This is a genomic window from Exiguobacterium sp. NPDC077395, assembly GCF_050269125.1.
GTDB lineage: Bacteria > Bacillota > Bacilli > Exiguobacteriales > Exiguobacteriaceae > Exiguobacterium > Exiguobacterium aestuarii_A.
Map to the genome: position 1 here is coordinate 1,227,294 of NZ_JBNNHU010000001.1, position 18,704 is coordinate 1,245,997.

At 49.0% G+C, this 18,704-nt stretch carries 17 protein-coding genes; 12 read left to right on the forward strand and 5 right to left on the reverse strand.

Annotated elements, in window-relative coordinates:
* Positions 1-4: 4 nt before the first annotated feature.
* Together ACQKD4_RS06310 and ACQKD4_RS06315 are read left to right on the forward strand one after the other, a co-directional pair.
* Positions 5-1,039 carry a methionine ABC transporter ATP-binding protein gene (locus ACQKD4_RS06310; protein ID WP_427372785.1) on the forward strand — a complete coding sequence of 345 codons (1,035 nt, stop codon included), beginning with the start codon at positions 5-7 and terminating at the stop codon, positions 1,037-1,039.
* A complete protein-coding gene (locus ACQKD4_RS06315) occupies positions 1,011-1,673 on the forward strand; it encodes a methionine ABC transporter permease (RefSeq protein ID WP_274664170.1) in 663 nt (220 codons plus the stop codon). The genes ACQKD4_RS06310 and ACQKD4_RS06315 overlap by 29 nt, the downstream gene beginning before the upstream one ends.
* Positions 1,674-1,703: 30 nt before the next feature.
* Here ACQKD4_RS06315 and ACQKD4_RS06320 read toward each other — a convergent pair whose 3' ends face one another.
* Entirely contained in the window at positions 1,704-2,099 is a 396-nt protein-coding gene (locus ACQKD4_RS06320) for a Spx/MgsR family RNA polymerase-binding regulatory protein (protein ID WP_012726343.1), read from the reverse strand.
* 161 nt (positions 2,100-2,260) lie between these two features.
* Here ACQKD4_RS06320 and ACQKD4_RS06325 point away from each other — a divergent pair, with 161 nt between their 5' ends.
* The 4 genes from ACQKD4_RS06325 to ACQKD4_RS06340 all read left to right on the forward strand — a co-directional run bounded on the left by ACQKD4_RS06325 (position 2,261) and on the right by ACQKD4_RS06340 (position 6,394).
* A complete protein-coding gene (locus tag ACQKD4_RS06325) occupies positions 2,261-2,644 on the forward strand; it encodes a DUF302 domain-containing protein (RefSeq protein ID WP_427372786.1) in 384 nt (127 codons plus the stop codon).
* Between the two features lie 120 nt (positions 2,645-2,764).
* Positions 2,765-4,036 (forward strand): hypothetical protein, encoded by a 1,272-nt coding sequence (locus ACQKD4_RS06330; protein ID WP_427372787.1) that lies wholly within the window; start codon positions 2,765-2,767, stop codon positions 4,034-4,036.
* Complete coding sequence (locus tag ACQKD4_RS06335) at positions 4,033-5,331, forward strand: hypothetical protein (protein WP_427372788.1); 1,299 nt, start codon at positions 4,033-4,035, stop codon at positions 5,329-5,331. The genes ACQKD4_RS06330 and ACQKD4_RS06335 overlap by 4 nt, the downstream gene beginning before the upstream one ends.
* Positions 5,332-5,488: 157 nt before the next feature.
* Positions 5,489-6,394, forward strand: a complete 906-nt coding sequence (locus ACQKD4_RS06340; protein WP_427372789.1) for a methyl-accepting chemotaxis protein — start codon at positions 5,489-5,491, stop codon at positions 6,392-6,394.
* Positions 6,395-6,415: 21 nt separating this feature from the next.
* Here ACQKD4_RS06340 and ACQKD4_RS06345 read toward each other — a convergent pair whose 3' ends face one another.
* On the reverse strand, positions 6,416-7,069 hold the full coding sequence (locus ACQKD4_RS06345) for a M48 family metallopeptidase (RefSeq protein ID WP_427372791.1): 654 nt from the start codon (positions 7,067-7,069) through the stop codon (positions 6,416-6,418).
* Positions 7,070-7,184: 115 nt separating this feature from the next.
* On the opposite strand from ACQKD4_RS06345, the gene ACQKD4_RS06350 reads away from it, so the two are divergent.
* From ACQKD4_RS06350 to ACQKD4_RS06360, 3 genes are read left to right on the forward strand one after another with little or no spacing between them, the layout of a single operon-like run.
* Positions 7,185-8,357, forward strand: coding sequence for a MalY/PatB family protein (locus ACQKD4_RS06350; protein ID WP_427372792.1), 1,173 nt, complete (start codon positions 7,185-7,187; stop codon positions 8,355-8,357).
* Between the two features lie 55 nt (positions 8,358-8,412).
* The gene (locus ACQKD4_RS06355) at positions 8,413-9,624 is read left to right on the forward strand and encodes a hypothetical protein (RefSeq protein ID WP_427372793.1); all 1,212 of its coding nucleotides are present in this window, start codon (positions 8,413-8,415) and stop codon (positions 9,622-9,624) included.
* The gene (locus ACQKD4_RS06360; RefSeq protein ID WP_427372794.1) at positions 9,621-10,760 is read left to right on the forward strand and encodes a hypothetical protein; all 1,140 of its coding nucleotides are present in this window, start codon (positions 9,621-9,623) and stop codon (positions 10,758-10,760) included. The genes ACQKD4_RS06355 and ACQKD4_RS06360 overlap by 4 nt, the downstream gene beginning before the upstream one ends.
* Positions 10,761-10,822: 62 nt before the next feature.
* On the opposite strand, the gene ACQKD4_RS06365 is transcribed toward ACQKD4_RS06360, so the two are convergent.
* Both ACQKD4_RS06365 and ACQKD4_RS06370 read right to left on the reverse strand, forming a co-directional pair.
* Positions 10,823-11,836, reverse strand: coding sequence for a tyrosine-type recombinase/integrase (locus ACQKD4_RS06365; RefSeq protein WP_074034446.1), 1,014 nt, complete (start codon positions 11,834-11,836; stop codon positions 10,823-10,825).
* Positions 11,833-12,894 (reverse strand): GGDEF domain-containing protein, encoded by a 1,062-nt coding sequence (locus ACQKD4_RS06370; RefSeq protein ID WP_427372795.1) that lies wholly within the window; start codon positions 12,892-12,894, stop codon positions 11,833-11,835. Before ACQKD4_RS06370 ends, ACQKD4_RS06365 begins: the two co-directional genes overlap by 4 nt.
* A gap of 341 nt (positions 12,895-13,235) precedes the next feature.
* Here ACQKD4_RS06370 and ACQKD4_RS06375 point away from each other — a divergent pair, with 341 nt between their 5' ends.
* The 3 genes from ACQKD4_RS06375 to parC all read left to right on the forward strand — a co-directional run bounded on the left by ACQKD4_RS06375 (position 13,236) and on the right by parC (position 18,142).
* Positions 13,236-13,640 carry a CoA-binding protein gene (locus ACQKD4_RS06375; RefSeq protein WP_427372796.1) on the forward strand — a complete coding sequence of 135 codons (405 nt, stop codon included), beginning with the start codon at positions 13,236-13,238 and terminating at the stop codon, positions 13,638-13,640.
* Between the two features lie 126 nt (positions 13,641-13,766).
* Positions 13,767-15,734, forward strand: coding sequence for a DNA topoisomerase IV subunit B (gene parE, locus ACQKD4_RS06380; protein ID WP_224862736.1), 1,968 nt, complete (start codon positions 13,767-13,769; stop codon positions 15,732-15,734).
* Between the two features lie 2 nt (positions 15,735-15,736).
* A complete protein-coding gene (gene parC / locus ACQKD4_RS06385) occupies positions 15,737-18,142 on the forward strand; it encodes a DNA topoisomerase IV subunit A (RefSeq protein WP_427372797.1) in 2,406 nt (801 codons plus the stop codon).
* A 32-nt stretch (positions 18,143-18,174) separates the two neighbouring features.
* Here the strand turns inward: parC and ACQKD4_RS06390 are convergent, their stop codons facing one another.
* Positions 18,175-18,681 (reverse strand): DinB family protein, encoded by a 507-nt coding sequence (locus ACQKD4_RS06390; protein WP_427372798.1) that lies wholly within the window; start codon positions 18,679-18,681, stop codon positions 18,175-18,177.
* Positions 18,682-18,704: the final 23 nt, after the last annotated feature.

Below are 18,704 nucleotides of genomic sequence, written 5' to 3' on the forward strand. Positions count from 1 at the left end.
TTCGATGATTGAACTGAAACAAATCACCAAGCAATTTCACGTCAATGGAGATACGATCACAGCGCTCGACGACGTCTCCCTCACAATCGAAAAAGGGGAGATCTTCGGCATCATCGGCCGAAGCGGTGCCGGAAAGAGTACCCTTATCCGGATGATCAATCTGTTGGAACGTCCGACGACAGGTGTCGTTGAAATTGAGGGACAAGACATCACGCTGCTAAAGAAAAAAGGTCTGTCGACGTTACGTCAGCGAATCGGCATGATCTTTCAACATTACAACCTATTAAAGACCGCGACCGTCGAAGAGAATGTCGCCATCCCGCTCCGCCTCGAAGGGCTCGGGAAGCAAGTCATCCGTGAACGGGTCGACCGCTATCTCGACATCGTCGGTTTATCCGAACATCGGAATCATTATCCGGAACAATTGTCAGGCGGTCAAAAACAGCGTGTCGCCATTGCGCGAGCGCTCGCCCATGAACCGGACATCCTCCTCAGCGACGAGTCGACGAGTGCACTCGACCCTGAGACGACCGAGTCGATCTTAGAGTTGTTGCTCGAGATTAACCGAGAACTCGGATTGACCATCTTCTTGATCACGCATGAGATGGAAGTGATTGAACGAATCTGTGACCGAGTCGCCGTCATCGATCACGGCAAAATCATTGAACAAGGCAACGTGTTGGATGTCTTCTCAAACCCGAGACACGAAACGACGCAGCGGTTCTTGAAGACGAATCTCGATGTACCGGAAGAAGTGGTGTCGGAATTACAGACGCGAGGCACGCTCGTTCATTTATCATTCATCGGTAGTCAAACGGAACAAGCGGTGCTCGCCCAGTTGACGAAACGATTCGGGATCTTACCGAACATCATCGGAGGCGGGATCAAGAAATTGAAAGCGGGTCTTGTCGGAAATCTGCTCGTTCACCTTGACGGGGATCACGATCAAACAGAACTTGCTGTCCGTTATTTGAAAACGAGCGGCGTACACGTAAGGGAGGTGTCGAATCATGCAACAGTTCTGGACAGACTGGGGTGACCTCATTTGGACGGGAACGATTCAAACGTTGACGATGACGAGTATCGCGCTCCTCATCTCGACCTTGATTGGACTTCCGCTCGGGACGTTGCTCGTACTGACGAGACCGAACGGGCGTCTCGCGAACCGGTTCGTGTACGGTGGATTATCGAGCGTCATCAACGTCATTCGTTCGATTCCGTTCATCATTCTCTTGTTTTTCATCTTGCCATTCACACGCTTCATCATGGGTACGACGATCGGGGTCCAAGGTGTACTTCTACCACTCATCGTCTTCACCGCTCCATACATCGCACGACTCATGGAGTCTGCTCTTCTTGAAGTCGACCGCGGGGTCATCGAGGCGTATGAGGCGATGGGCATCTCGACGAGAAAAATCATCTGGTACGTCCTCATCCGTGAGGCACGTTCTTCCATCGTTCTCGGATTGACGATTGCGACAATCGGGTTGATTGGTGCGACAGCCATGGCAGGTCTCGTTGGAGCCGGTGGGCTTGGAGACATCGCGTATCAATACGGACACCTTCGTTTCGAACCGGAAGTCATGTATGTGACGATTTTTGTCCTTATCCTACTCGTTCAATCGATTCAGTCATTCGGAAACCGATTGGCAGCTAGATTAAAACGAGCCTAAAAAAGAATCGTGTCGCCTTGGCGACACGATTTATGCGTTGTGGAGCAAACGTTTTAGTTCAGCGATGCGGTCATGCCGAGGAATGAACGTCCGAATCTCTTTCTCACTGAAACCGACCTGGATGCGATGATGGTCGAAGACAATCGGACTTTTCAGGATTTGAGGGTTTGATGCGACAAAACTGTACAGTTCGCGGATCGACATCTCGTCGAGTTTCTCAGCCGCTTGTTTATAGACGCTCTTCTGTACCGACAATAAGTCGGTCGTCCCATTCTCAGTCAGACTTAGCATTTCTTTAAATTCACCAAAGGATAAGCCTTGGTCTGTCAATTTCTTTTCGATGAAGGGAATCTTTTGTTCCCGCAACCAATCAATCGTTTTTCTGGAAGAACTGCAGCTCGTATGCGTGAATACCGTGACCGTCACGACAACCACTTCTCCTTTACATCAGTTTGGTTCTAACTATTATCTCTTTTTATACGTTACGTTTCGTGATTATGTTTCAAATCACATACAGTTTCTTTTTGATTGAAGAAGACTTCGTTCGGGTACAGATTTCAAGAGTGACCACATAAGGAGGAATGAAGATGTTTGATTATACTGTACAGTCCGACCGTACCGTTGAGGACGTCATCGACCGTCTTGGAGAAGCGCTGAAAGATGAGGCATTCGGTGTATTATGGGACTTTGATTTGAGCGACACGTTAGAGAAAAAAGGGCAGGCCATTGAAGGGAAGTATCGCATTTTAGAAGTATGCAACCCGAAGGCAGCAAAAGAAGTGCTGTCACACCATCTAGAGGGAGGCTACTTCCTCCCGTGTAAAATTGCAGTTTTCGAAAAGGACAATCACACACAAATCGGCATGCCGAAACCGACAACGTTGATTCGCCTCATAGATGACGAATCGTTACAAGCCGTTGCATCGGACGTCGAATCTAGATTGCAGCGTGCGATCGACCAAAGTAAATAATCGATGTAGCATCCGCTCATGAAACATGGGCGGATTTTTTTCGTATAGGATAGTTAGATAATGGTAAAATTGGATAGAACGATGACTGGAGGAGATATTTTGTTTAAACGAGGGATTACAATGATACTTAGCGCTTCCTTGTTAAGCGCATGTGGAGCATCTGACATAGAAGTCATTCAACTAGATTACATAGAAAATCAATGGAATCTCGAGAGTTATACGAAAGAAGGAGAATTTGTTAAAATCCATGAGGCGCGAGAAGTGCTCGAGGCATGTGAGGGCGAACGAACGACGGAGCTAAAAGGAGATGTCACTGTATATCAGACAGTGTTCGCAGGGCGAAATGGGATCGTGTCATCCATGGATCCGTACTCGATGAAGGTAGTTACCTATTTAGAAGGTGACGAACGATATGCGGTTTGTCGAGAAGATTATACGAATCAATTGATGGCGAAGACAATCGATAAGTTTCCGGATTTTGTGAATACATCTGAAGGAATCAGCGTCCCCCGATTACCTAGCCTTCATCAAACATCTTCGTCCTCAAAGGACAAGCTAATGAAAACAGACGGACTGAACATCGATGAAATCGAGATCATCCCGTTCCGAGATACATTGCTTGAAATTGAACCGGCACTATTCGGAGAGCTTGAACTAGAGCTCGATGGTAATGCGACGAGACATTCGCTCACTAGTTTTCAACCAATCGGAACCGATATGCCGCATCGACAGATTGCCATCGGACTCGATCGACAAACATCTCAACCGTATATTCTTTTTTCATTCAATGAACGCTTTGTTTATCAGCCATTACAGTTTGAAGAACTAGAGGATCCTGCGTCAATAGAACAACAGTCTTTTGAAGAGTTAAGCGTCGACACCATCATCGAACCTGGAGAGATAAAAAAAGGAGAAGCGGTTCCCATATATACGTTCCATTACATGCGGGAGGGTGAACCCGTGACTGAAACGATGACGGTTCGCTTTGTTGAAGGTACGTTGCTGAAAGAAGGCGAAGAACCCGATTCGATGTATGAAGAGTGGATGCCGGCCCAAGAAAATGGTCCAAGAGTCGTCTCACACCGGAAACCGTTTGATGGAAATGAGCTCGCTTATCCTGATTTTATTGAAATCTCGACGGAAGAATCTGAACAAGTCATGAAAGTATTGAAGGAGGCAGAACCGGTCAGCCGAAAAGGTGAGCCTGCAGACTATCGATACTTGACGTTGATGGATGGATGGAAAGGTCAAGCGTTTGAAGTCAGTTATAAACAGCGGTCAAAAAAGATCGACATCTATCTGACAGACCCGCTTCGCGAGCAGACATTTAAATTATCTAGTAAAGGGGCGGAAGTGTTCTTGGATATTTTCCCGGAGTACGAAAAATCATGATGAAACGACTATTATTCACGTTATGTACAGTTGGAATTTTATCGGGTTGTGGTAGTGAAGAGGTAAAGGTCGTCAAACTGGACCATATGCCCTCACAATGGGATGTACGAGACATGAACTCGAACAGCTTTACTACTGGTCCTGAGACGTGGGCGAGCGATTTACTTCTTGCATGCACCGATGACCCGGTTCCCCAAATCCATGAGGACGTCACGGTCTATCATTCGTATGTCTTGAACCGAAAAGCCATGATTTCCGACTACGATGCACATGCCTATAAGCTAGTGACGTATGTAAAAGGCGAACAGAATTATGTCATTTGTCAGGACGGCTTTTCTCCAAAGATGAGAGTCGGACTTGTTGAGAAGTTCCCTTCGTTTGTACAGGCTTCTGAAGGCGTCACCATCCCAAGTAACCCGACAATTGCAAATGGAACTCCGGAACAAGAAGAGAGTTTGAAGGAAAGCGATTATTCCGATGTTTTCGAGGATCCCGTCAATCTCATTGACGGAACGATGATTCAAGTGACCCCTTCCTTGAATGGAAGTATCCATTTAACCATCGGAGAGGACGAAGGAATCTTTCCGCTCTCAATCATTGAACCTTATCACGCGCAAATGGGAAGCATGACAATCGCACTCGGCTACGACGAACAATCCAAAGAGGCTTACATTTTCGCTAAGTCGGAAGGTGGGTTACTTTCTTATGACCCGATTGTCCTTATAACAAAAGATGATTATTCGCAACCAGAGCAGCAACCAAAGCAATTTGAAGGGCTCAAAGTTGAGCGGGTACTACAGGCAGAATCGCTCGAACCCGGGGTCGAGACACCGCTCTACACGTTCTCTTTTATTGAGGACGGGAAGCGTGTGACGAAAGACGTCCATCTCACGTACACGGATCGCGAATTTGCGACGAATGAATCGATCGAAGCGGACAAGGAATCGAATCCCGCCGTACCAAGTGGTCCGTTCGTGTTCGTCCATAAAACTCCTTTAGACGAAAAGGCAACGATTGATTACCCGAACGTGCTGCGGGCTGCAGGAATCGAGATGTCTGATTTGATGGATGCAATCAATGAGGCAGAACCGGTCAAGCGAGAAGGGGAGATAGAGGAGTATTCCCTGCTTACGATCATCGACGGGTGGGTCGGTCAGGAGTTTCAATTAAGCTTTCAGAGACGCTCAAAAAAGGTGGATGTGTACTTAACCGATTCAAATCGAAAGCAGACGTTCAAATTGTCGAGCACAGGAGCAGAGACATTCTTCAGCTATTTTCCAGACTTGAAAGAGTAAAGGCGCCACTCGGCGTCTTTTCATTTGGTAAATACTTCAAACTTAAGATATTGACCTTCTATACAAAAAGGATGCAATGGATTGCTTCACAATACGTTACACTGAGGTTCACGATTTAGTACGAATATCCTACGAAGAAGAAAGGTTGCTATCTTTAATGAGTACATTGAACCAGAAAATGATCCATTCAGATGACGTATTCCGGTCCATCGAGACGAACATGGCGATGATTCGATTTGATCGTCAACGCCGGGTCGTCGATGTGAACGATACATTCGCAAAAGCGATGAAATATAGACGCGAAGAGATGGTTGGCATGCAACACCATTTGTTCTGCCCTTCCTCCTTTGTCAATAGTCCAGAGTATTCGGCGTTTTGGGAGAAACTTTGGAGCGGATTCAGTTTCTCGGATAAAGTGGAGCGTGAGAATGCAAAAGGAGAGACGATCTGGCTCGAGGCGACGTACATGCCAATCTTTGAAGGGGATGATGTCGTCGGTGTCGTCAAGATCGCATCGGATATCACGGAGCGACAACAGGTGATTAAAGATTACGCCTATCGCTTCAAATCGATGACCGATGTGCTCGACGAACGGGCGAAGACAGGCATGCAAGATACGAAAGTATTGAATGAAACGATTGAACGGCTTGCAAAAGATGCAGCGGACAACCTCCATGCCCTTCAGAACTTGCGACGCCAAGCCGATGACATCGCAAAAATCGCACTGTCCATCAAAGAGATTGCGGCACAAACGAATCTATTGTCCCTGAATGCCGCCATCGAAGCCGCTCGCGCCGGTGAACACGGACTTGGTTTTAATGTCGTGGCGACGGAAGTGCGGAATCTCTCCCGTATGGTTGAACGTGCGGTCGTCGACGTCAATTCAAATACGGAAGGGATGAACTTTGAACTACGAAAAATTGTAGAAGGTGTCACCGCATCCAATCAAGAAATTCAGTTGAGTGCAAAGACGATGGAACAGACCATGGATCGATTCCATGCGTTCGAGCAGGCAGCAGCCGAATTACATGATACGGCTGACACGTTCACTTCTAACCTGTGAACCGATTGACCCTTTGATGGGTCAGTCGGTTTTTTTGAGCTGTAATGTATGGCCGTTCTGCTTCAACCAAGCTTTCGCTTGATCTGTTTCTGGATATATTGTACGTAACGTGTTCCAAAATGAGGCAGAGTGGTCGAAGTGGACGAGATGCACCCATTCGTGAGCGATGACGTAGTCCATCATTTCTTTTGGTGCGAGCATGAGGCGGACGTTGATGGAGATGGTCCCATTTGAACTACATGACCCCCAACGTGTCTTTTGGTGACCGATCCGAATCTTTTTCGCTTTCACGCCTAAGATTCTTTCGTAAGTCGGTGCCCGCTCGGTCACATATTCAAATGCACGTTCGCGTAGCCATGCCTCATAATGTTTAGACAGAGTGTTTTCGTCCCATGTCCTCGGGACGAAAAATGAGGAACCGTCATGTCTGAGTGTCGTGCCATCATCTCTTTTTGTTGGATAGCTTTTTCCATGAAAGACGAGCCCCTCATCAAGAACAGACGTCTGTTTCGGAAGGTTGTGCCATGTATGACGAATCCATGAGTCGTGCTCTTCTAAAATGCGATCGACGACTCGTTTTGACAAACGTGCTGGGATACGTAGCTCGATGCCATTTGGTGTGACATAAAATGCGGCTTTTTTTCTTCGTTTATGTCTGACGATGTTGACGTTCATACATTACCTCCTCTCTATATCTCGATTGAGTATAACGAAGTCGGCAAGAAACTGCCATGCTTTTTTGGCACGCAGTCGAATCAACTTTGATACAGTAAGAGGAGGAGGGATGAACATGAAATCAATTTTACAACAACAACTTGAACGTACTGGTACGAACTCAGTGAAGTGGGATGGGTTGGAGCGTTGGTTCCATCTGTCAGAAGAGGTGTTGCCGCTCTGGGTGGCCGACATCGATATCCGTACAGCACCGTCTATTTCGGAGGCACTCGCAAAGAAGGCCGCTCAAGGAGAATTCGGCTATACCTTGTTCGCACCTGAAGCGCAGGAAGCGGTTCAGTCTTGGTATGGACGACGTCACGATATGGAGATTGATCCGAAGCATGTCTTATTCTCAAGTGGGGTCGTCCCCGCATTGACACATATCGTCGAGGCATTAACGGAAGTAGGGGATGGTGTTGTCATTCAGTCACCCGTCTACCCACCTTTCCATGAACTCGTCATCGGTTCGAAGCGACAGGTGTTCGATGCGCCATTGAATGAGAACGATGGACGTTACGAGATGGACTTCGTCGCCTTGGAGGAAGCGATGAAACAAGCCAAGCTCTTCTTGCTCTGTTCTCCGCATAATCCGGTCGGACGTGTCTGGACGAGAGCAGAACTGGAAAAGGTCGTCGAGCTTGCAAATCAATATGATGTCATCGTCGTCGCAGATGAGATTCATGCGGATTTGACGTTTCCTTCTCACAAACATAATGCAATCGGCTCACTCGACCCCCGTGTCATCACGGTAAGTGCGCCCTCAAAAGCGTTTAACATCGCAGGTTTATTTGCATCTTACATCATCTGTCCGGTCGATGAATGGCGGAAACAGATCACGAAAGTACAAAACAAACATCACGTCCTCCCGACACCGTTTGCGAATACAGCCATCATCGCGGCCTATACAGACAAACGTGCGGAGCAATGGCTCGATCAATTGCGTGAAGAACTCGAGCAACAAATGAGCGAGGTCATCGACTCGATTGAAACCAATCTACCGATGCTCCGTACGGCGCGTCCTGAGGCGAGCTATTTATTGTGGATCGACTTTTCGGAGCTCCCGATGTCTGCCGAGGAGAGAAAGTCTTGGCTACATCAAGACGTACGAATCTTCTTGTCACCGGGTACTCCGTTCGGTCCTCAAGGTGAAGCGTTTGAACGGATGAATATCGGGACGCGTCGCGAATTGCTAGACGAGGCAATCCAACGTCTCAGCACGCAAATGAAGCGAAAAGCGTTTGTGTAAAACGAGAATCGGGAAAAATTCACAATGAGATGATGAGAGAAAGTGAGTGGATGGGATGGAGACGATCAATTGGAAGAAAAAAATGGAGGAACAGTTAAGGCGCAGTGGATTCACCTTGCAAGTCGAAAACATGTCCAATATTCGCTTGACTGAGATTCATGCGAGCTCTTCTCCGTTGATTTCTTATCCGCTCCGTGTCCGATTGTATGAGCGGATGGGCTGGCTCATGTGTGCGGTCGATTCGCCGACTCTTGACCGAAATGAGGATCATCCCTTATTCGAGCGGATGGTGACAGCCGTGTTCGAACGAATCGTACGTCATTTATACAACGGATATGGATTCCATGTGCTGACGTTCATCGGTGATACCGGGAACTATATCGCCCCGAAAGATTCTGAGACGGCCGAGGTCGTCCGGCTCGTCGCTCACCTATGGAATGACCGCTCCTATATCCATCTTGACACATTCGAGGAATATCCGGCCTTATATGTCACCCCACCGTGGGCCCACCAGGCGTATGCTATCGAGAGTACAGATGAGGAATGGGTCATTTACGCAGGTAGGGGGGGTAGACCATCGACCGATTATCGGGCGGATGGCGTCGAGTTAAAGCCTCATCGTCTGGCAGACGGTGAACTCTTTTTTCCGGTCGACCGCATCTCAAAACACAAAGGCACACTCGCTCTTGCCGAATGGCTCCGACTCGAGCGGAGAGAAGTTGAGGACTTTATGATGTCGTTCATGCAGACGATTCGAAAGTTCGACCCTGCCTTCGGATTCGCATGGGGTGGTACAGAGACGTTCTTTCATGGCGTGCCGGTCGAGCCTTATGCGCAAGTACTCAGACTCGAGAGCGGAAAGCGTCGCTATCGCGTTATGAACAATACGGCGAAGCGATTGTTTGCGGTATCGGATGACCCTAACGAATGTCTCAAGGAAGTGAGTCAGACGTTAGGGACGATCACGTTACCGGAACGACGCGTGTCAGCACTCGGTCAACTGATTATGGGGATTTGGCAACAGTTCGAGACCGATGAAGAGACGTATATCCAAGAAGTCGCATATCGGGACATCTCAAAGTTTCAGATGGAAGAGAAAATTGGTCATGCTCTGGCGAATCAACAGCGTATTCGTTGGATCGATAAGAATCATCCACACCAGAATGTGATTGAATATGCCCATCTCCGTATCACGTTCCCGAAACGACCACCGGGCCTTGTCACTGTCGAACCTGCTGAATCTGGACATGAAAGAGGTGCTTTATGAGAATTGTGGACGCACGTGCCATGCCGATCGACCATGAGGATTTGATTGCTGTCACATCATCCTCGGTCTACTATCGTGAAAAGAAAGATGAGACGACTTTCTCCCTCTATCGTTTTGATGAAGAGGACGGGATGATTACCCAGTTGAACCGTCGTCCCTATGAAGACTACGGGTATTCGAAACTCTTTGTGGATGGGGACGTCGTGTACTTCTTAAACGAGATCCCAGACGGCAAGGGAATCATCAAGACAGAGTTGATCGCGTTCTCTTATAAAGCAGGGAAAGAAGAAATTGTAACGACATTTGAGAAGAGAGGGAATAGTACGCTATTCTGGGTACTCGACCATCGTTACTTCCTCTTTTTGACGGCGTTTGAATCGTCTGATGAGGCATGGTTGTATGATCGGGTGACCGGTCAGCGTGAGCGTATTCGGGACGAGCGTCTAATCGGGAAGACAGAACGATTCCGTGAGCTGTATTTGTTCACGACGACATTCGCGGGTATCGCGTATATCGTCTGTAACGCCAGACTCGATGAATTTGACTACTATGATGCACTCGACAATGGACGAGTCTCTCCGGACGATCCGATTGACCATTCTGAGGCGCTACTCATCTGTCCTCTCGAGGAGGCGATCGAGGCGATCTGGGATCAACGAGATGAATTGCCATTCGATGATGTTCTCCGATTGCAAGGGGAAGGCGACACGGTACAATACCTTGGTGAGAACGAGGGTATCCTTCGATTTTCAGCGTTCGTCGACTCTTTGAACGAAGAAGTCATCTATGATTTGACGGCACCTGATGTGTTACACGAAGTATCGGTTGTCGACTGGGGTGCCTATGAACCGCTCGACTTCACGTATGACGATGTCAGTTCGACAATCTTCATTAAGGTAGATGAGAGTGACATGCATACGGAGGTCATCGATATTGCGACTGGAGCACGTTATATCGATGTGGAACCGTTCGAGCGCGTGATCGGTCGTCGTTATCTCGTTCATGAGTATACAGAAGGTCTTACGAGCGGCGTCGTCATTTTCGATTTAGAGACAGAGGAACGCTTTGCCTATGAAAATGCCTATTATATGGTCATCGATGATGCCGTATTAATCCTATCCATGTCGAGCACATAAATATAAACACCACCCATTTATTAGGTGGTGTTTATATTTGGATATATAGTTTACATAACATATTATTGTAAACCTGATATCGCGTGTTTTTTCCGCTCGTCACCGATATGGGCATACACTTGTGTTGTGGCCACCGATTCATGACCAAGCAGCTGTTGAATCGTCAATACATCGATTCCGCTCATCGCCAGTCGTGTAGCAAACGTGTGGCGGAGTTTATGGGGTGTCACTTGTTTATATGACAAGAAAGGGAGATATGGTTTCAATCGATCGATATGACCTTTTAACACGTGTTGAACTGTACGAACGGCAATTCGTTTCCCTTTTTCATTCTGAAATAACGCACCTTCACGCGACAATTGACGGTATTCGATGAGCAAAGGCTGAAGAGGACCTGCTATCGGAATGAGGCGCTCCTTATTCCCTTTACCGATAACGCGGATGGTTTCGGTTTCGAAGTTGATATCGGTCCAATTGAGTCCGACGAGTTCCGACACGCGCATACCCGTAAGTCCGAGAAGTTGGATGATCAAAAAGTCACGTTCGCGATTTGCCTCATACCAGCTCGCCTCACGGTTCGTCATCCCGACATTGCTTCGGACGAGCGTTGAGAAGTCGAGCCACTCCGACTCTGTCAAATAGATTGGGTTCCGTTTGCCTCGTTTTGGTCGCTCCACGGCCTGAAATGGATTGATTGTGGCCTGGTTCGTCTCAATCAAATAATTGAAGAGTGATTGTAATGTAGACAATTTTCGATTAATGACACTCGGGGCGTTCTCGAGCTCGAGGGCGAGGTAAGTCGCATATGCTTCCGCCCCTGCATGATCGATTTCCGTAAATGCCGCCAAATCAATTGTCTCAGGTTCTAATTCAGTTCCGCTCACGTGTTCAACCCAACGGAAGAAGTCCAATACATCATAGACATAGCGTTGAGCGGTCTGTTTGGAGTAGTGCTTGGCCGCTAAGTGGTGGAAGAACTGTTGGATGAACACAGGTAATCGGTGCAATCCGTTCAGCTCAAACCGTTTCAAGTTCGTTGTTGTCGGCCGTTGTCCAAGTTGACGGAAGATACTCATTGAACCCCTCCTTTTCTTACGTATCTGACTTGATTCTTTCCATTTTGTTTTCCTTCACGCAAATAATCATCTGCCTCTTTCACAATCTCCTCTAACGTATCGAACTGTGTACGCACGGCAAGTCCGAACGTCAACGTGATATGGAGTTGTTCACCTTCGTATTCCAAACGTGTGGATTCGATTTGATGTCGCAACTGTTCCGTTATGGCGTAAACGTCTCCAGACGAGTTCGTATAGAAGAGCAAAAACTCTTCACCGCCCCAGCGTACGGCAAGCCCGTCAACCGAGGATAGGATAGATGCGACTTGTTGGATGACACGGTCTCCACAATCGTGACCATATGTCTCATTGAACGACTTGAATCCGTCGATGTCACATAGCGCAATGGCGTAAGAGATGCCGCCACGACTAGCCTGCTCGATGGATTCCGAGACGCGTTCGTGCCCGATTTTTCGATTCAGCAGCCCTGTCAATCCGTCTGTCGAAGCGAGAACCTGCAATTGTTCGTTCGATTGCTCGAGTTCATCCGTCACCTCGACGACGGCCGATTCAAAGATGAAAGAGAGACCGGCAATCATCATGACCGTCGAAAGGATACAAAAGAGCCCAAGCGCCTGTTCGATAGGTTGCGGCAAAGTCACCATTCCGTCTGACACATTGACGAAGAGGATGCTATAGATCATCATCGCGAGGGCGGTCGTCAAGACTCGTTGTCCTTTTGTCACGCTCGGCATGAAAAAGACGCCATAGGCCATCATGAGTATGAAATAATGCATGTTGACATCCCAACCGAGAATGATGGTCGAGATGATTGCGTTATACACGACTTCGATGAAGAGTCCGGTGAAGAAAATACCGTACCATCGCTTATGTACAAAATAAAATGAAATCGTGTAATATAGGACGCTCACTCCATTAGAGATGAACAAAGAGGTCACATCCGATCGCCAGAATAACAGACAGAACAAGAGATGAACGAACCAGGCGATGACGTTGCCATAAAACATGATGCGTTCATTATACAGCGTTCCGCGACGGGCATCATAAATTGTTCCCATCTCACACCTCCTCTCATTCAGTATAGCGAAAGAACACTTGTATTTATATAAAAGTCATCAAAATCATCCATAAAAACCCCTTATAACACGTCCTTATTATTGCGTGAAATAGATATTTCACGCAAAGTTTATGAGTTACGTGATTGTTTCTGAATCGAGTGGTTAATCGACCAATAAGTTTTATCGCAAAATAAATGGTAGACAATAATTTGTTATGTAAACCATATTGATTTGTCTTGAAATTGTAATGTTGGACCATTATACCTTATGATGAAAATAGGACTTGAAACGGCAAGTCAGGTAACGTTACACTGTAAACGTAAACCAAAGGGGGATTTTGGATGGATGATCAGCGTTTGAAGCAACTTTTGTCTGAAGCGAAGACCATCGCGGTCGTCGGCGTGTCCGACAACCCGAACAAGACGGCGAACCAGATTGCGGAGTATTTACTACGTGTCGGGTATACCGTCATCCCTGTCAACCCGATGCTCGAGGAGTGGAACGGCCGTAAGGCATATCCATCCGTCGAGAGCATCCCGGGTAGAATCGATATCGTCGACGTGTTCCGTCGCAGCGAGTTTTTGGCAGGTGTCGCGGAAGATGCGGTACGACATAGGGATGTCGGGCTCGTCTTCAACCAGCTCGGTCTCTCAAGTCCAGAGGCGGAGCAAATCGTACGCGATGCCGGGCTCGACTACATCGAGAACCGCTGCCTGTACGTGGAGCATGCTCGTCTACTCGGATAAGACCTACCTCCTTGGTAGGTCTCCTTTTTTTCAGCAACGGCTGACAAGGGAGGCTTGCCAGAATCGATGAACAGCTATACAATAGGAAAGAAAAACGAACGTGTGTTCGAAATTGAGGTGACTGCTATGTCAACAGATCTATTTAATTACAACGAAGACGCCATCCAGGTTCTCGAAGGACTCACGGCCGTACGAAAACGACCGGGGATGTACATCGGGTCAACCGACCATCGCGGGCTTCACCATCTCGTCTATGAGATCGTCGACAATGCGATCGATGAGGCGCTCGCCGGGTTCGGTGGTCAAATCGATGTGACGATTCATAAGGACGATGCAATCACGGTCCGTGACCACGGACGTGGGATGCCGACAGGAATGCACGCCTCTGGAAAACCGACACCTGAAGTCATCTTCACCGTTCTCCATGCTGGTGGGAAGTTCGGGCAAGGCGGTTACAAGACGTCGGGCGGTCTCCACGGGGTCGGTGCCTCGGTCGTCAACGCACTCTCGAGCAAGGTCGTCGTGACCATCCATCGCGATGGGAAAGTGTTCGAGCAGACATTCGCGGACGGCGGTGTGCCGCAGACGACGCTCCTCGAGACGGGCAAGACGCGCCAGACCGGAACGAGCGTCTATTTTAAACCGGATGCATCCATCTTCTCGACGACGACGTATAACTATGACACGCTCGCCGAACGCCTTCGTGAATCGGCTTTCCTATTAAAAGGATTGACGATCACACTGACGGACGAACGTACCGATAAACAAGAGACGTTCCATTACGAGGATGGAATCGCTGAGTTCGTTCAATATTTAAATGACGATAAGGCGACGCTTCATCCGATCGTCTACTTCGAAGGGACAGAGAACGAGATTGAGATCGAGCTCGCATTCCAGTTCACGGACGCCTATTCCGAGAACGTCCTTTCTTTCGTCAACAACGTCCGTACGCGTGACGGTGGGACGCATGAGGTCGGTGCCAAGACGGCGATGACCCGGATCATGAATGAATATGCGCGTAAGAACGGATTGCTCAAAGAGAAGGACAAGAACCTAGACGGCGGCGACGTCCGTGAAGGACTCACGCTCATCGTCTCGGTCCGAATCCCTGAGGAGTTCCTCCAGTTCGAGGGCCAAACGAAGTCGAAACTCGGCTCCCCAGAGGCGCGCGCGAGTGCGGATAGCGTCATGGCGAAGCAACTGACAATCTTCCTAGAAGAGAACCCACAGATGGCCACGATGCTCATCAAAAAAGCGATTCGCGCGGCTCAGGCGCGTGAGGCGGCACGAAAAGCACGTGAAGAGGCACGGAACGGTAAGAAGAAGAAACGTTCGAGCATCTTGAACGGGAAATTGACGCCGGCGACATCGAAGAATGCCGCGAAGAACGAACTGTTCCTCGTCGAGGGTGACTCGGCCGGTGGTTCCGCCAAACAAGGGCGTGACCGGACGTTCCAAGCCATCCTTCCGTTACGCGGGAAAGTCATCAACTCCGAGAAGTCAAAACTCCAGGACATCATGAAGAATGAAGAAATCAATACGATCATCCACGCGATTGGTGCCGGGGTCGGTCATGATTTCGATTTGGATGACTGTAACTTCGACAAGATCATCATCATGACGGATGCCGATACAGATGGTGCGCATATCCAAGTGCTCCTTCTCACGTTCTTCTTCCGTTATATGCGACCGCTCGTTGAGGCGGGCCGTGTGTTCGTCGCCTTGCCACCGCTCTATCGCATCTCAAAAGGGAAAGGCAAGTCCGAGCAGTTCGACTACGCCTGGGACGAAGAGGCGCTCGAGAAGTTGGTCAAAGTGTATAAGAAAGGCTATATCCTCCAGCGCTATAAAGGTCTTGGTGAGATGAACGCGGACCAGTTATGGGAGACGACGATGAATCCGGATACCCGTACGCTCATCCGTGTCACGGTGGACGACGCGGCCGTCGCGGACAAGCGTGTCTCGGTCTTGATGGGCGATAACGTCACGCATCGCCGTGAGTGGATCGAGGAGAACGTCGCCTTCGGACTCCAGGAAGATGATTCAATCATCGCCAATGAACATGTGACTAAAGCGATTGAGGAAGTGATGTAACGATGTCGACGATTCAACACATTTTAAACTTATCTCTCGAACAGGTCGTCGGTGACCGGTTCGGGCGTTATTCGAAATATATCATTCAAGACCGTGCCTTGCCGGACGCACGGGACGGACTCAAGCCTGTACAACGTCGTATCCTCTATGCGATGCACCATGAGGGGAATACGAACGACAAGCCGTACCGGAAGTCCGCGAAGACGGTCGGGAACGTCATCGGGAACTATCACCCGCACGGTGACTCGTCTGTCTATGAGGCGATGGTACGTCTCTCTCAGGACTGGAAGCTACGCTATCCGCTCATCGACATGCATGGGAACAACGGGTCGATGGACGGTGACCCGGCAGCGGCCATGCGTTATACGGAAGCCCGTCTCTCGAAGATTGCTGGGGTCATGCTGACGTCGATCGCGAAGAACACGGTCGACTATACGCCAAACTTTGATGATTCGACGGAAGAGCCGCTCGTCTTGCCGTCACTCCTCCCGAACTTACTCATGAACGGGACGACAGGGATCTCAGCTGGTTACGCGACAGAAATCCCGCCGCATAACTTGACGGAAGTGCTCAACCTCGCCATCGCACGCCTGAAAGGCAATGTCGATACGGCAAAAGACGCCCTCGAGTATGTCACAGGACCTGACTTTCCGACCGGAGGAACGGTCATGGGGAAAGAAGGCATCCTAAAGGCGTTCGAGACCGGTAAAGGGAAGGTCATCATCCGCGCGAAATCAGAGATTGAGCAGCTAAAAGGTGGTCGTGAACAGATCACGATCACCGAACTTCCGTATGAAGTGAACAAGGCGAACCTCGTCAAAAAGATGGAAGAGCTCCGTCTCGACAAAAAGGTCGAAGGTGTCGCGGAAGTCCGTGATGAGACGGACCGGACCGGCCTTCGTGTCGTGATCGAATTGAAGAAAGAGGCAGACGCGGAAGGCGTCCTTCACTTCTTCTTGAAGCATACGGACCTGCAGCTCGCCTATAATTACAATATGGTCTCTATCGTGAACCGGACACCGAAACAGATGGGCATCATCCCGATCATTGACGCCTATTTGAAGCATGTCGAAGAAGTGGTGACACGTCGCACGACGTTTGAACTCGAACAGGCGAAAAAACGCGCTGAAATCGTCGATGCTTTAGAACAAGCCATCTCGGTCCTCGATGAGACGCTCGAATTGATCCGTTCCGCGAAAGATAAAGCGGACGCGAAGAAGAAACTGATGGAGCGGTTCTCATTCACAGAACGCCAGGCCGAAGCGGTCGTCATGCTCCAATTGTATCGACTCACGAACACGGACATCGTCGAATTGCAAAAAGAAGCGAAGGCGCTCCAAAAAGAGATCGCCCGCCTCTCGAACATCCTTGACGTGGATGCGACGAAACGGAAGTTGATCGTGAAAGAACTCACGGCGCTACGTGATGAGTTCGGGGATGACCGTCGCTCGGTCATCGAGTCGGAAGTCGAAGAATTGAAGCTGAAGACGGAAGTCATGATTGCCGTTGAGGAGACGATGGTCTTCGTCAGTCGTGACGGATACGTCAAACGGGCCTCGATGCGCTCATACGGCGCCTCAAGTGACGTCTTACCGGAGATGAAGGATAAAGACCGTCCTCTCCTCACGACACAAGCGATGACGACAGATCACTTGCTCGTTTGGACGAACAAAGGGAGCTACCTCCTCATCCCAATCCATCAGATCCCTGAATCGAAGTGGAAGGATGCCGGTCAGCACGTCGCCAACCTTGTCCCGATCGAAGGAGAACAGGTCATTTCGGCAGACGTCGTCTCGACGTTCGAGACGGACGCCCATTGCCTCTTCGTGACAAAAGACGGCATGGTCAAGCGTACGCCGTTACGCGACTATGATGCGCAGCGAAAGTCGAAGCCGCTCATGGCCTTGAAGCTAAAAGGTGACGATGAGGTCGTCTTCGCAGGGATCAGTGACGGTCCTGGGCAGTTGTTCCTCGTCTCCGAGCGTGGATACGGCCTCTGGTTCAAAGAAGATGACGTCCCGGTCGTCGGACAGCGGGCAGCCGGTGTGAAAGCGATGAACTTGAAAGACGGTGACGTCGTCGCAGATGCCTTCTCGTTCTTCACGCCACCGTTATTCGTCCTCGTGACGCAACGAGGAGCGGTCAAGAAGATGAAACTTGAAGACCAGTTCGATTGCACGAACCGCAACCTTCGCGGAACGATGCTCATTCGTGAAGTCAAATCAAAACCGCACCAGATCCGTCGTGTGCTCCCTGTACATGGGGATGAGACCTTGCATATCGTCGGAAAAGAGAAAGCAAAACAAGTGAAGACAAAAACTCTCACGCTACTTGATCGCTATGCCAACGGATCGTTCGTCTTCGACGAAGATTCATTCGGTGAGATCGAGGACGTGTATCTCGATTAAAGAAAAGACCTGTCGATCGGCATAATCGCCGCTCACAGGTCTTTTTGTGTTAGCCATCCTTCTAGTTCTTGTTGCTGTCGACGGTGATGTCGTGTATGCATCTCGACAAGCTCGAACCACTCTCTCGCATTCAACCAGCCGAACCCACCGTGAAAGGTCTTCCGATCGTCTGTGGCGTCCCCTAGACGGGCTTCTAACGCATCCATCCTTGAAATCAAGGCGGTCATCCGCCCGAGTAACTGCTCATTCGTATCGGTATTGTTCGGAGGTTGGTTCATCTCGGGAGGGAGTTCGATTTTGATTGGAGGAAATCCACCTTCTCGAAACAACTTTTTCCCAAATGATGTCTTCTCTCCACCGAGTTGGCCGTCTTCTTGAAGACAACGGTCGACTTCATCTAAATACTCATTCGCGACCAACATGATATGATCGTACATCTGACCAATTGACCAAATCGCAGGGGAGCATTTATACCGTAAGTCAGATTCTGAATAATGTAACAAAGTTTCTTTGAAATGAGTCAGTTCATAACGATTCATGCTGCACCTCTTTTCTGTTTACT

Coding starts and splice junctions, on each gene's coding strand:
- ACQKD4_RS06310 (WP_427372785.1), top strand. CDS start 5: ATGATTGAACTGAAACAAATCACCAAGCAATTTCACGTCAATGGAGAT.
- ACQKD4_RS06315 (WP_274664170.1), top strand. CDS start 1,011: ATGCAACAGTTCTGGACAGACTGGGGTGACCTCATTTGGACGGGAACG.
- ACQKD4_RS06325 (WP_427372786.1), top strand. CDS start 2,261: ATGTTTGATTATACTGTACAGTCCGACCGTACCGTTGAGGACGTCATC.
- ACQKD4_RS06330 (WP_427372787.1), top strand. CDS start 2,765: ATGATACTTAGCGCTTCCTTGTTAAGCGCATGTGGAGCATCTGACATA.
- ACQKD4_RS06335 (WP_427372788.1), top strand. CDS start 4,033: ATGATGAAACGACTATTATTCACGTTATGTACAGTTGGAATTTTATCG.
- ACQKD4_RS06340 (WP_427372789.1), top strand. CDS start 5,489: ATGAGTACATTGAACCAGAAAATGATCCATTCAGATGACGTATTCCGG.
- ACQKD4_RS06345 (WP_427372791.1), bottom strand. CDS start 7,069: ATGAACGTCAACATCGTCAGACATAAACGAAGAAAAAAAGCCGCATTT.
- ACQKD4_RS06350 (WP_427372792.1), top strand. CDS start 7,185: ATGAAATCAATTTTACAACAACAACTTGAACGTACTGGTACGAACTCA.
- ACQKD4_RS06355 (WP_427372793.1), top strand. CDS start 8,413: ATGGAGACGATCAATTGGAAGAAAAAAATGGAGGAACAGTTAAGGCGC.
- ACQKD4_RS06360 (WP_427372794.1), top strand. CDS start 9,621: ATGAGAATTGTGGACGCACGTGCCATGCCGATCGACCATGAGGATTTG.
- ACQKD4_RS06365 (WP_074034446.1), bottom strand. CDS start 11,836: ATGAGTATCTTCCGTCAACTTGGACAACGGCCGACAACAACGAACTTG.
- ACQKD4_RS06370 (WP_427372795.1), bottom strand. CDS start 12,894: ATGGGAACAATTTATGATGCCCGTCGCGGAACGCTGTATAATGAACGC.
- ACQKD4_RS06375 (WP_427372796.1), top strand. CDS start 13,236: ATGGATGATCAGCGTTTGAAGCAACTTTTGTCTGAAGCGAAGACCATC.
- parE (WP_224862736.1), top strand. CDS start 13,767: ATGTCAACAGATCTATTTAATTACAACGAAGACGCCATCCAGGTTCTC.
- parC (WP_427372797.1), top strand. CDS start 15,737: ATGTCGACGATTCAACACATTTTAAACTTATCTCTCGAACAGGTCGTC.
- ACQKD4_RS06390 (WP_427372798.1), bottom strand. CDS start 18,681: ATGAATCGTTATGAACTGACTCATTTCAAAGAAACTTTGTTACATTAT.